At 73.2% G+C, this 11,790-nt stretch carries 13 protein-coding genes; 2 read left to right on the top strand and 11 right to left on the bottom strand.

All coding sequences use genetic code 11. The annotated features are described in order from the left end of the window. From H5J29_RS08320 to H5J29_RS08310, 3 genes are all read right to left on the bottom strand, one after another. A partial coding sequence (locus tag H5J29_RS08320) for a hypothetical protein (RefSeq protein ID WP_181780333.1) occupies positions 1–193 on the bottom strand: 193 nt, incomplete at its 3' end. Between the two features lies 1 nt (position 194). Then, a complete protein-coding gene (locus H5J29_RS08315; RefSeq protein WP_181780332.1) occupies positions 195–443 on the bottom strand; it encodes a hypothetical protein in 249 nt (82 codons plus the stop codon). A gap of 9 nt (positions 444–452) precedes the next feature. Then, positions 453–713 carry a hypothetical protein gene (locus H5J29_RS08310; protein ID WP_181780331.1) on the bottom strand — a complete coding sequence of 87 codons (261 nt, stop codon included), beginning with the start codon at positions 711–713 and terminating at the stop codon, positions 453–455. Positions 714–871: 158 nt separating this feature from the next. Here H5J29_RS08310 and H5J29_RS08305 point away from each other — a divergent pair, with 158 nt between their 5' ends. After that, a complete protein-coding gene (locus H5J29_RS08305; RefSeq protein ID WP_181780330.1) occupies positions 872–2,167 on the top strand; it encodes an Nramp family divalent metal transporter in 1,296 nt (431 codons plus the stop codon). A gap of 189 nt (positions 2,168–2,356) precedes the next feature. On the opposite strand, the gene H5J29_RS08300 is transcribed toward H5J29_RS08305, so the two are convergent. From H5J29_RS08300 to H5J29_RS08290, 3 genes are all read right to left on the bottom strand, one after another. Continuing rightward, positions 2,357–3,034, bottom strand: coding sequence for a DUF5134 domain-containing protein (locus H5J29_RS08300; protein ID WP_181780329.1), 678 nt, complete (start codon positions 3,032–3,034; stop codon positions 2,357–2,359). A 284-nt stretch (positions 3,035–3,318) separates the two neighbouring features. Beyond that, complete coding sequence (locus tag H5J29_RS08295; protein ID WP_181780328.1) at positions 3,319–4,875, bottom strand: multicopper oxidase family protein; 1,557 nt, start codon at positions 4,873–4,875, stop codon at positions 3,319–3,321. Then, positions 4,872–5,312: a hypothetical protein gene (locus H5J29_RS08290; RefSeq protein ID WP_181780327.1), complete on the bottom strand. Its 441-nt coding sequence runs from the start codon at positions 5,310–5,312 to the stop codon at positions 4,872–4,874. Before H5J29_RS08290 ends, H5J29_RS08295 begins: the two co-directional genes overlap by 4 nt. A gap of 226 nt (positions 5,313–5,538) precedes the next feature. Here H5J29_RS08290 and H5J29_RS08285 point away from each other — a divergent pair, with 226 nt between their 5' ends. Further along, a complete protein-coding gene (locus H5J29_RS08285) occupies positions 5,539–6,450 on the top strand; it encodes an SDR family oxidoreductase (protein ID WP_312858117.1) in 912 nt (303 codons plus the stop codon). A gap of 61 nt (positions 6,451–6,511) precedes the next feature. Here the strand turns inward: H5J29_RS08285 and H5J29_RS08280 are convergent, their stop codons facing one another. The 5 genes from H5J29_RS08280 to H5J29_RS08260 all read right to left on the bottom strand — a co-directional run. Continuing rightward, positions 6,512–7,435: an ABC transporter substrate-binding protein gene (locus H5J29_RS08280; RefSeq protein WP_181780326.1), complete on the bottom strand. Its 924-nt coding sequence runs from the start codon at positions 7,433–7,435 to the stop codon at positions 6,512–6,514. Next, on the bottom strand, positions 7,432–8,166 hold the full coding sequence (locus H5J29_RS08275) for an ABC transporter permease (protein WP_181780325.1): 735 nt from the start codon (positions 8,164–8,166) through the stop codon (positions 7,432–7,434). Before H5J29_RS08275 ends, H5J29_RS08280 begins: the two co-directional genes overlap by 4 nt. Further along, positions 8,163–8,807 (bottom strand): ABC transporter permease, encoded by a 645-nt coding sequence (locus tag H5J29_RS08270; RefSeq protein WP_181780324.1) that lies wholly within the window; start codon positions 8,805–8,807, stop codon positions 8,163–8,165. The genes H5J29_RS08275 and H5J29_RS08270 overlap by 4 nt, the downstream gene beginning before the upstream one ends. Then, on the bottom strand, positions 8,807–9,871 hold the full coding sequence (locus H5J29_RS08265) for an ABC transporter ATP-binding protein (protein WP_181780323.1): 1,065 nt from the start codon (positions 9,869–9,871) through the stop codon (positions 8,807–8,809). The genes H5J29_RS08270 and H5J29_RS08265 overlap by 1 nt, the downstream gene beginning before the upstream one ends. A gap of 163 nt (positions 9,872–10,034) precedes the next feature. Next, on the bottom strand, positions 10,035–11,790 hold a 1,756-nt coding region (locus tag H5J29_RS08260; RefSeq protein WP_181780322.1), incomplete at its 5' end, for a putative bifunctional diguanylate cyclase/phosphodiesterase.

Here is an 11,790-nt window from a genome sequence, read left to right as displayed (position 1 = left end):
CGCGGGCCATCGCGGGATCGGACCGCAGCTCGTCGATGCCGTCCTTGCGCAGCCAGAGCTCGACCATGGCGGCCGCCTGCCGCTCCACGGCCTCGTCCCGCAGCTGCGCGGCGGCGCCCAGCACCCGGGCCACCGACTCGTGGAACCGGGTGAACGCCGCGCTGACGCGGTCCTTCCGTCTGCCCCCGACCACGTCAGAGCCGGGCGTCGAGGTCCGCGACGGCCTGGCGGGTCGAGTCCAGGGTGCCGACCAGGGCCTCGACCTCCTCCCGGGCGCGCGCGAACTCGTCCGTGGGCAGGGTGCTGCCGGAGTGCAGCGCGAGGTCGGCGAGGGTCTCCGCGGCCTCGTCCAGCCGCTCCGCGGCCAGCCGGGCGTGGGCGGAGGCCTCCGCCGTGAGGTCCGCGACGCCGACCAGCGCCGCGCGCAGCTCCCCGATGCTCATGGGCGAGCGTCAGAGCCGGGAGGAGACGCCCTCGGCGGCCTCCATCGCCGCGTTGACCGCCTGCTGCACGTCCCCGATCTTGCTGGCCGCCTCGGCGAAGTAGGCGTTCGCCTGGTCGACGTCGCTCTGGCTGCTGCCCTCGGTGACCTGCGCGAGCGCGGTCTGTGCCTGCTCGATGCAGTCCTGCGCCTGCTGCAGCGCGCCGAGGCTCTCGGAGGCCTTGTCGTTGGCCTGCGCGATCCCGGACCGAACCTCTTCGATGCTCGCCACGGCTGTGGTCGTCCCTCTCTCCACGGTCGGAGGACATGGTTTTCGGCGCCAACGTACCGCCCCGGTGCCGTCACCGGGAGTGAAGCCCACGTCCTGCGGGACGGACCGGACATCCTTACCGTGACACGCGACACCGTGGTCGGCCACCGGGAGGTCCGATGAGCACCGAGCAGCAGGTCACAGGCGAGCTCACCCCACCCGTCGGGTTCGCGGCGAAGATCAGACAGGTGGGCCCGGGCCTGCTCGCCGCGGCGACCGGGGTCGGCGCGGGCGACCTGGTCGCGACGATGGTCGCGGGTGCCCGGTTCGGCACCGTGCTGCTGTGGGCGGCACTGCTCGGCACGGTGTTGAAGCTGGCGCTCGGCGAGGGCGTCGGGCGGTGGCACCTCGCCTCCGGCACCACCCTGCTCGACGGCTGGCGGCGGCTCGGGCGCTGGGCGACGGTGTTCTTCGGGATCTACATCGTGGTCTGGGGCTTCGTGTACGGCGCCACGGCCATGTCCGCGGTCGGCCTGCCGCTGAACGCGTTGTTCGGCGGGCTGTCGGTGCGCTACTGGGCGATGATCGCCGGGGTGCTGGGGCTGGCGCTCGTGTGGACCCAGCGCTACGCCTTCTTCGAGAAGTTCATGACGGTCCTGGTACTGATCAAGTTCTGCACCGTCGTCGCGGTGGCGGTGCTGGTCTCGCCGGACCTGGGCGACCTCGCCTCCGGCCTCGTCCCGCGGCTGCCCGAGGGTTCCACCGTGTACGTGCTCGGTCTGATCGGCGGTGTCGGCGGCACGATCACCATGGCGGCGTACGGCTACTGGATGTTCGCGAAGGGCTGGCGCGGCACCGGTTGGCTCTCGATGATGCGCCTGGACAACGCCGTCGGGTACGTCATGACCGGCATCTTCGTGGTCGCGATGCTGGTCGTGGGCTCCACGATGCTGCTCGGCCAGAACCTCACCGAGTCCGACAGCGGCCTGCTCACGCTGGGCACCGCGCTCGACGAACGCTACGGGGACTGGGCCCGGATCCTGTTCCTCGTCGGGTTCCTCGCGGTGACCTCGACGTCCCTGCTGGGCGTCTGGAACGGCGTCTCCCTGATGTTCACGGACTGGACCCGTGCGATCCGGCTGCCGCACGGCAAGGCCGCCGACGACGGGGACGCGATGGAGCGGTTCGCCTCCGGTGAGGCCGAGCGCTCGAAGCCCTTCCGGGGCTACCTGCTCTGGCTGACGCTGCCGCCGATGGGCCTGCTCTTCATCGACAGGCCCTTCGGGCTCACCCTGGTCTACGGCGTGCTCGGCTCGGTGTTCATGCCGTTCCTCGCCATCACCTTGATGCTGCTGCTCAACTCGAAGCGGGTCAGCGCCCCGGGCCGCTCCGGCTGGCTCTCCAACCTGCTGCTGGGTGCGGCCTCGGTCCTGTTCGTGGCCCTGCTGGTGACGGACGTGGCGAACCGCTTCTAGTGCTCGACGGCGCCGGGGCCCCGACTGGGAGTTCGCCCACGACGCGGTCGACCGGCTTCTGGGCCACGCACGTCTTCCACTCTCCGGCGCTCGACGCCCAGGTCGTCCTGAACCTGCACTCGACCCGCCGGATGCGGGCGAGCTTCCCGGTCCACGCGCAGGTCGCCCGGCTCCTCGCGGAGCGCCGGGTCAGATCATCGTCAGGAGCATGAAGGCCATGGCGGCGGCCATCACGAGGTGCGCGACCGCGGCCGCCTGCGGGGTGCGGAGGGCGCTGAGCGCGCTCCCCTCGACGGCCGGGGCGTGCGCGCTGCAGCTCGACATCTCGGCCGTCGGAACGGGCTCGGCGGACCCGGCACCGACCCCGACCGCCACCGGGCCGGCTGCGAGGAGGCGGGCTCGGCGGGCGAGGGAGAACCGGTCGCCGCAGCGCATGACGTGCCACGCGAAGTAGCCCGCCAGCACGATCGCGACGAGCGAGACCCAGGCGCCGGGCGAGGCGGCGCCACCGCCGTGGTGGGCGTGCGCTCCGCCCCCCGCCACCTCACCCTGCATGCCGATCCCGAGCATGAACAGCATCGAGACGCCGCACACCACGTGGTGCCCGGCGTCGTCCGTCGCGAGGCCGGAGCGCAGCACCGAGGCGGCGAACCAGGCCGCGCTCAGCCCGAACACGGCGATCCAGACCGCGGGCGGCAGCGGGTCGCCGAAAGGCGAGAACATCGCGGCCATCCCGAAGCCCATGGCGGCGTGCGAGCCCTCCCCGACGACGGACCGGCCGTCCCGGCGGGCGGTGACCAGCCGCAGCAGGTGCAGCAGCCCGAGTCCGAGGGAGACGGCGGCGAGCAAGGTGGTGAACCAGGCCATGTGTGGGTCGACTCCCTCGCGCGGCAGAACTCGTCGGTCGGGAGGAGAGTAGGCGGAACGGAGCAACCGAATCCACTCCGTGCACGGCTACCCACACCGGGTGACCACCCCCCGCCGCGCAACCACGTTACGGGTCGATGTCGTCCACGGAACCGCTGAACGGCGTCCGGACATTGGGCCTGGTCTCGGGTAACGGGTCGATGACAGAGGGTGTGGGGTCGGTGACCGCGCCCTCACCGGCGAAAATGACCGGACGTGAGCGACGTGGCTCGGATCACACCGGTTCAGGGTTTCGATCGGGTGGTGCGCACCGTGGCCATCATGGCCATGTCCTCGTGCTCGAGGTTGTGGCAGTGCATCACGAAACGGCCCGCGTAGTCGCTGAACCGCACCGCGACGTCCACGATCTCACCCGGCCGGACGTCCACCGTGTCCTTCCACCCGCCGTCGAACGGGCCGGGCCCGCGCCCGTCCCGGGCGAGCACCTGGAAGGGGTCGAGGTGCACGTGGACGGGATGGTGGACGTCCGTGCGGAAGCGCCAGACCTCCGTCTCGCCGAGGGGGACGTCGGCTTGTGAGCCGTCCGGGTCGAAGGTCCGGTCGTTGATCGTCCAGCCGCGATGGTCGCCGAGGGCGCCTCGGCGGAACACGAACTCGCGGCGGACCGGCCCGGGGACGAGCTGCTCGACCTCCGACAGCCGGGTCGGGACGGCCGAGTCGTCCCGCGCCGCCCGGACCACCCGGAACCGCAGGACCTCCCGCGTCCCGCCGCGGCCCAGCACGTTGACCATCGTGACCTCGGTGCCGACGGGGACCTGCCCGAGGTCCACGACGACGTCGAACCGCTCCCCGGGCGCCACGTCCAGGGTCGCGTGCTCGACGGGGGCGGCGAGCAGGCCGCCGTCGGACCCGATCTGGGTGAAGGGCAGGTTCGGCCCGCCGGGGACCTCGAGCGCGAGCGAGAAGCGCCGGGCGTTCGCGGCGTTGAGGATGCGCAGCCGGTGTCGCGCGGCGTCGACCTCCGCGACGGGCCAGGGGGCGCCGTTGACCAGGATGCAGTCGCCGAGCACGCCCTCCATCCACTCGTCCTCGACCCCGGGCAGCCGGGTCAGGGTGCGGTCGAGGGCGGGGTAGGCGAACTGGGCGTCGGCCGTGAACGAGCGGTCGCAGAGCACCAGCGGGATCTCGCGGTCGCCGCGCGGGAGCGGCAGGGCCTCCTCGACCTCGTCCCGGACGAGGTGCAGGCCCGCGAGTCCGAAGTAGACCGCCGGGCCGGTGAAGTCCATGCGGTGGTCGTGGTACCAGAGCGTGGCCGCGCGCTGGGTCGTCGGATAGTGGTGGTCGCGGGTGCCGAGGGCGAGGTCACCGGGCATGTGCTGGTGCGCCGTCGGCTGCCCGACGGGGAGGAGCAGGTCCAGCGGCCAGCCGTCGGACTCGGGCGGGGTGTGCCCGCCGTGCAGGTGCACCACGGTGGGCACGGGCAGCTCGTTGCGGTGCCGCACCACGATCGGGCGGCCGGTGCGGGTCTCGAACGTGGGGCCGGGGAAGGTGCCGTCGTAGCCCCAGATCGTGGTGCGGGTGCCGGGCAGGATCTCGACGTCCGCGCTGCGCTGGGTGATCGCGTAGAGGTCGGCGCCACCCTCGGTCCCGACGGGGCGGACGACGGCCGGGCGGGGCAGCGGGACCCGGTAGGGCTCCGGCAGCGGACGGGCGCTCGGCAGGGTGTCACCGGTCTGGCCGGGCGGGGTGTCGATGCCGAGCGCGCCGCACCCGGCCAGGGCGGCGCTGCCGCCCGCGGCGGCCAGCACGCCGAGGAACCCGCGACGGGAGAGGCTCCTCATCGGACGCCCTCCACCCCGGCGGGAACCGACGTCCGACGACGGCGGGGCCGCGCCGCCCACGGCGTCCAGGACCAGGCGGCCAGCAGGATCGACCCGGTCACGATCAGCACCCCGAGCGGGATGTGCAGGCCCAGGTCGCGGGAGTAGCCGACCCCGATCTGCAGGCCCTCCACGAGGAACAGCGCGACCATCACCGGCAGGATCCACAGGCCCCCGCGCCCGGCCAGGACGTAGAGCAGCGCCGCGGCGATCAGCACCAGGCCGACGGCGGCGAGCGAGGACCCCACCGTGCCGTGGACCGCGATCGCGTCGACGTCGCCGGACAGGAACAGACCCGCCAGCAACGGCTGGCACAGCACCGCGAGCACGTGCACGGTGAGCAGGACGCGCAGGAGCCAGAGCGTGGCGCGCGGCTTGCGGACGACGGAGGTGGTCACGTCGTGGAACGCTACGAACGCGCAGGTCACGGGGGATCCGGGAAGAACCCCGAGCGCTCCCTGACCCGACCCCTGGTTGCACGTTTCGTGCTCTCAGCGCTCTCGGCACCGCGCTGAGCGCACGCAACTCGCGATCATGCCGCGCTGAGAGCACGAAACGTGCGATCAAGGAACCGGCCCCGCACCCTGACCACACCTGTCAGGGATCCGGTCCAGGGTCGCAGGCGTGACGGATCTGGACGGCAGGGTGGCACTGGTCGCGGGCGCGACCCGCGGGGCCGGGCGGGGCATCGCCCTGGAGCTCGCGGCGGCGGGGGCGACGGTCTACGCGACGGGGCGCAGCACCGAGGGCGTGCCCTCGGAGTACGGCCGCGCGGAGACCATCGAGGAGACCGCCGCCCTGGCGGTGGGGCTGCCGGGGACGGTGATCGCGGCCCGCGTCGACCATCTGGTCCCCGCGGAGGTCGAGGCGCTCTGCGAGTACGTCGACGCGGAGCACGGCAGGCTCGACGTCCTGGTCAACGACATCTTCGGCGGCGACCCGCTGCTCGAGTGGGACACCCCCGTCTGGGAGCACTCCCTGGAGAACGGGCTGCGGATGCTGCGGCTCGCGATCGACACCCACATCGTGACGGCCCGCTCCGCCTTCCCGCTGCTCACGCGGAACCCGGGCGGGCTGGTCGTGGAGGTCACCGACGGGACCGAGGAGTACAACGCCGAGAACTACCGGCTCTCGGTCTACTACGACCTGTCCAAGGTGGCCCCGATCCGGCTCGCCCGGAGCTGGGCGCACGAGCTGCGGCCCTACGGCGCGACCGCCGTCGCCGTGACGCCGGGCTGGCTGCGCAGCGAGGCCATGTTGGACCACTACGGGGTGACCGAGCCGACCTGGCAGCAGGCCTGCGAGAGCGTGCCGCACTTCGCGATCTCGGAGACCCCGCGGTTCGTGGGCCGTGGGATCGCCGCCCTGGCCGCGGACCCGGACCGGGCGCGCTGGAACGCCCGCTCGACGTCGAGCGGGGAGCTCGCCCAGGCCTACGGGCTCGTGGACCTGGACGGCTCCCGGCCGGACGCCTGGCGGTACATCGTGGACGTCCAGGACCCCGGCAAGCCGGCCGACACGACCGGCTACCGCTGATCCCGTCGTGAGTGGCGATGGTCGCTCCAGCGACTATCGCCACTCACAGGGTCAGAGGCCGTCAGAGGCCGTTCTGAGCCAGCCAGTCCTTCGCGACCTGGTCCAGGTTGGGCTTGTCCGGGGCGTTGGCCGTGGTGTTCAGCTGGAGCAGCCCCTCGGTCGTCAGCTTGGCCTGGACGGCGTTGAGGATCTGCTTGACCTGGTCCGACGCCTTCGCCGAGTTGATCAGCGGCACCACGTTCTGCGCGGCGAAGTTGCTCTGCGGGTCCTCGAGCACCACGAAGTTGTTCGCCTCGATGGCCGGGTCGGTGGTGAACAGGTCGGCGGCCTGGACCTGGCCGTCGGCCAGGGCCTTCACCGTGACCGGGCCGCCCGCGTCGAGCGCGGTGTAGGCCTGGAACTTCACGCCGTAGGTCTTCTCCAGGCCGGGGATCCCGTCGGGCCGGGTCTGGAACTCCGACGGGCCGCCGAAGGTCACGCTGCCCGAGAGCGGCGCGAGGTCCGCGATGGTCTTCAGGTTGTTCTGCTGCGCGTAGGCCTGCGTGACGACGACGGCGTCCTTGTCCTCCGCCGCCGCCTTGTCCAGCACGGTCAGCGGGGCCGGGACCGCGGCCTGCAGCGCGGTGTACACGGCCTCGGGCTCGGTCTCCGTGGCGTCCTTCTTGATGTACTGCAGCAGGGTGCCGGTGTACTCCGGCACCATGTCGATCGAGCCGTCGGTCAGCGCCGGGTAGTAGACCTCGCGGCTGCCGATCGGCGGGGTGATCTCGACCTGCACGCCCTTGGCCTGCAGCGCCTGTCCGTAGATCTGGGCGAGCAGCTGGCTCTCGGTGAAGTCGGCGGAGCCGATCCGGATGGTGTCGCCCGCCGCGGGTGCCTGGCTGGAACCGCCGGCGACCGGGTTGCCCCCGCCGCCGCACGCGGTCAGGCCGAGGACGACGGCCGCCCCCGCGGCGACCAGGGAGAGGGAACGTCTGAGGGTCACGGTGTGGCTCCTGCGGTTTCGGGGATCTGTTCGGTGGAGTCGGTACGGGTGATCTCGGCGGTCGGCGAGCGCTTCCCGCCGCCGCGCAGCCCGGGCGAGACGACGGCGCGCTGCAGGAGCGCCAACAGTCCCTCCACGGCCAGGGCGAGCAGGGCGACGAGGATCGCGCCCGCCGCCATCTGCGAGTAGTCGAGGGACTTGAGGCCGTCGATCAGCAGCCTGCCGAGGCCGCCGAAGCTGACGTAGGCGGCCACCGCCGTGGTGGCGATGACCTGCAGGGCGGCCGCGCGCAGCCCGCCGAGGACCAGCGGCAGCGCGTTCGGGAGCTCGACCTTGGTGAGGATCTGCCACTCCCGCATGCCCATGCCGCGGGCGGCGTCGACGGCGCCGCGGTCCACGTTCCGCACGCCGGAGTAGGTGCCCGCGAGCAGCGGCGGGACCGCCAGCACGGCCAGCGCGATCGTGACCGGCAGCAGGTCGATGCCCATGAGCAGGACCAGCAGGGTGAGCAGGCCGAGCTCGGGCAGCGCGCGCATCCCGTTGGCGATGCCCACCACGAGGAAGCCGCCCTTCTGCGTGTGCCCGATCAAGGCACCCAGCGGGACCGCGACCACGGCGCCCAGGGCGAGCGCGAGCACCGAGTAGAAGAGGTGCTCCGCGATGCGCACCGGGATGCCCGTCGGTCCCGACCAGTTGGCCGCGTCGAAGAGGTACGAGAACAGGAGGTTCATGCCGCCACCCGCGCCCAGGGGGTGACCACGCGGCCCGCGAGGACGAGCAGCCCGTCCACCACCAGGGCCAACGCCACGATCAGCACGATGCCCGTGATGATCTCCGTGGGGAAGTCTCGCTGGTAGCCCTCGGTGAACAGCTGCCCCAGCCCGCCGACGCCGATCAGCGCGCCGACCGACACCAGGCTGATGTTCGACACCGCGGCCACCCGCAGCCCCGCCACCAGCACCGGCACCGCCAGCGGCAGCTCCACGGACACGAACCGCTTGCCGGGTCGGTAGCCCATCGCCGTCGCCGCGGCCACGACGAGGGCCGGGACGGCGGCGAGCGCGTCGGCCACCGAGCGCACGAGCAGCGCGACGGTGTAGATCGTGAGCGCGACGACCACGTTGAGCGGGTCGAGGATCTGGGTGCCGAGGATGGCGGGCAGCACGATGAACACCGCGAGCGAGGGGATCGTGTAGAGCACGCTCGCCGCCGGGATCAGCACGCTCCGCAGGCCCGTGCTGCGGCTGGCGAGCCACCCCACCGGCACCGCGATGACCAACCCGACCACGACCGGGACCAGCGCGAGCACGGTGTGCACGCCGAGCAGCCGGACGATCAGGTCGGTGTTGCGTGGGATCCAGTCCCAGACCATCAGGCGGCCTCGCGGGAGGCGGCCAGGGCGGCGAGCACCGCGTCTGCGGAGATGGAGCCCGCGACGCGGCCGCCGTCGTCGACCGCGACGCCCTGCCCGGAGGGCGAGGACAGCGCCGAGTCCAGCGCGCTGCGCAGCGAGCCGGAGCCCGCGGGGTGCAGCGTGCCGCCCGGGATGATCGCCGCCTCCTCGACGACGCCCTGGCTGGACACCCAGCCGATCGGCCGGTCCTCGCCGTCGACCACGAGGGTCCAGCCGTCACCGGCCGTGGCCCCGACCCGGACCGGCGTGAGCGCGCCGAGCGGCACGTCCTGCTCGAGGAAGCCCAGCGTGCGGTAGCCGCGGTCGCGGCCGACGAACCCGTCGACGAAGTCGTCCGCAGGCCTGGCCAGCAGCTCGGCGGGGGACGCGTACTGGGCGAGGTGGCCGCCGGTGCGGAACACCGCGACCTTGTCGCCGAGCTTCACCGCCTCGTCGATGTCGTGGGTGACGAACACGATCGTCTTGCCCAGGTCCTCCTGCAGCCGCAGCAGCTCGTCCTGCAGGTTCTCCCGGACGACCGGGTCGACCGCGCTGAACGGCTCGTCCATGAGCAGCACGGGCGGGTCCGCGGCGAGCGCGCGGGCCACACCCACGCGCTGCTGCTGCCCGCCGGACAGCTGCGCCGGATAGCGCCCGGCCATCTCGGGCCCGAGCCCGACGATCTCCATCAGCTCCTCGGCCCGCGCCCTGGCCTGCGGCTTCTTCCAGCCGAGCAGCAGCGGGACGGTGGCGATGTTGTCCCTGATGGTCTTGTGCGGGAACAACCCGGCCTGCTGGATGACGTAGCCGATGCCGCGGCGCAGGTCGGCGGGATCACCCGCCATCACGTCCCGGCCCTCGACCGTGATCGTGCCGGAGCTGGGCTCGATCATGCGGTTGATCATGCGCAACGACGTGGTCTTGCCGCAGCCGGACGGCCCCACGAACACGGTGATCCGACCGGACTCGACGGTGAGGTCCAACCCGTCCACTGCGACCGTGCCGTCGGCGAAGCGCTTCGTGACGCCCCGGAACTCGATCACCCGGGATCCCCTCGTCGGCGGCGACCGCTGACCGGCCGCCGTGGTCCCAGGAGGCTAACCGGCCCCACCGACAGCGGCGACACGAATGGCGGACCGTGATCCCATCGGGACCCGTCCGGTCATTGCCCGGACAGCGGGTCGCCCGGTTCCACGGGATGGGAGCTCAGGCGCCCAGGGCCCGGGCGGGGGTGGCCAGCCGTCCCTCCGCCAGGGTGCGGCGCAGGGCGTCCGGGTCGAGCGGGCGGGCGAAGAGCCAGCCCTGGTAGGCGTCGACGCCCAGGCCGCGCAGCACGTGGAACTGCTCGGCGGTCTCCACGCCCTCGGCCACCGTGGTGCGGCCCAGCGCACGGGCCATGTCGACGACCGCGCGGGCGACCGCGAAGTCCGCCGGGTCCGACGCCACGCCGGTGACGAACGCGCGGTCCACCTTCACCGTCTGCGCCGGGAGCTCCTTGAGCCGGGCCAGCGACGAGTAGCCGGTGCCGAAGTCGTCGACGGCGAACCGGACGCCCCGGTCGGCGAGCTCGGCCATCGCGTCGAGCGCGGCCTGCGGCAGGGCCACCAGGCTGGTCTCCACCAGCTCGAGGATCAGCCGGTCCCAGCCCAGCCCCGCCGCCTCGACGGCCGCGGTGACCTCGGCGAGGAAGGCCGGGTCACCGGGCAGCAGGCCCGCCAGGTTCACGGCGACGGCGGCGGGCGCGGGCCAGCCCGCGGCCTCCTTCGTCGCGGTCCGCAGCACCCACAGGTCCAGGTCCCGCATCATCCCGGCGCGCTCGGCCACGGGGAGGAACTCCCCTGGGCTGATCGTGCCGCGCTCGGGGTGCGGCCAGCGGACCAGCGCCTCCGCGGAGCGGACCGTGCCGTCCGGCGCCACGACCGGCTGGTACTGCAGGGTCAGCCCGTCGTTCGCGACGGCCGCGCGCAGCTCCGCCTCCATCTCCAGCAGCCGGTCCGCGGCGGCGACCACGGAGGCCGTGGCCCGCACGACGCCCCCGCGCCCCGCCCGCTTGGCGTGCTGCATCGCGACCTCGGCGTAGCGGAGCATGTCGGCCGGGTCGACCGCGTCCTCGGGCAGCACGTCCGGCGTCACCACGCCGACCGACGCGGTGACCCGGACCTGGGCGCCGAGCACGGGCACCGTGGCGCGCAGCAGCCCCGCGACGGTGCTCGCGAGCGCGTCCGGCCCGCCGGTGAGGGCGTGGTCGGAGCAGAGGACCACGAACTGGTCGGCGGACAGCCGGGCCGCGGTGCAGGCCGCGGGCAGTCCCCGGCGCAGCCGCTCGGCGGTCTCGGCGAGCAGGGCGTCCCCCGCGTCGTGACCGAGGGAGGAGTTGACCCGGGCGAAGTCGTCCAGGTCGCCGCACACGACCGCGACCCGCGTGCGGCCCGCGCCCTCGAGCAGCTCGGCGAGCAGCGACAGCGCGCCCGCGCGGCCGAGCAGGCCGGTCAGCTCGTCGTCCCCGACGACGGTCGGCAGCGCCTGCCTCTCGATGCGCGCCGCCGTGACCAGCCAGAACGGGTCCCCTGCGTCCGAGGTGGACGCGGTGACGCCGATCCGGCAGGTGACCGGGGTGCCGTCGGCGCGCACCAGCGTGACGGCGTCGAGCCGGTAGCCCTCACCGCCCGGCACGATCCGACGCAGCCAGGTGGGCAGCTCGGCGGGCCCGGTGTCGAGCTGGGCCTCGCCGTCCGCGGTCAGTGCCAGGGCGGTGCGCCCGCGCAGCGCGTCCGGTGTGGAGTCGAGGAGCCGCCCGAAGGCGGCGTTGGCGTCGACGAGGCGGCCTGCCGCGTCGAACAGCGCCACGCCGTCGGCCACCGTGGACATCAGCGCGGCGAACCGGCGACCGGCGTGGTCCACCCGGCGCTCGGCCGTGACGTCTCGCACCATGCCCGCCAGCCGGACCGGCGTGCCGTCCGGC

The sequence above is a fragment of the Pseudonocardia pini genome, from assembly GCF_013870575.1.
GTDB classification, from domain to species: Bacteria; Actinomycetota; Actinomycetes; order Mycobacteriales; family Pseudonocardiaceae; genus Pseudonocardia; species Pseudonocardia pini.
The sequence above is the reverse complement of the archived record's forward strand: the minus strand, read 5'-3'. Positions and strand labels throughout refer to the sequence as shown.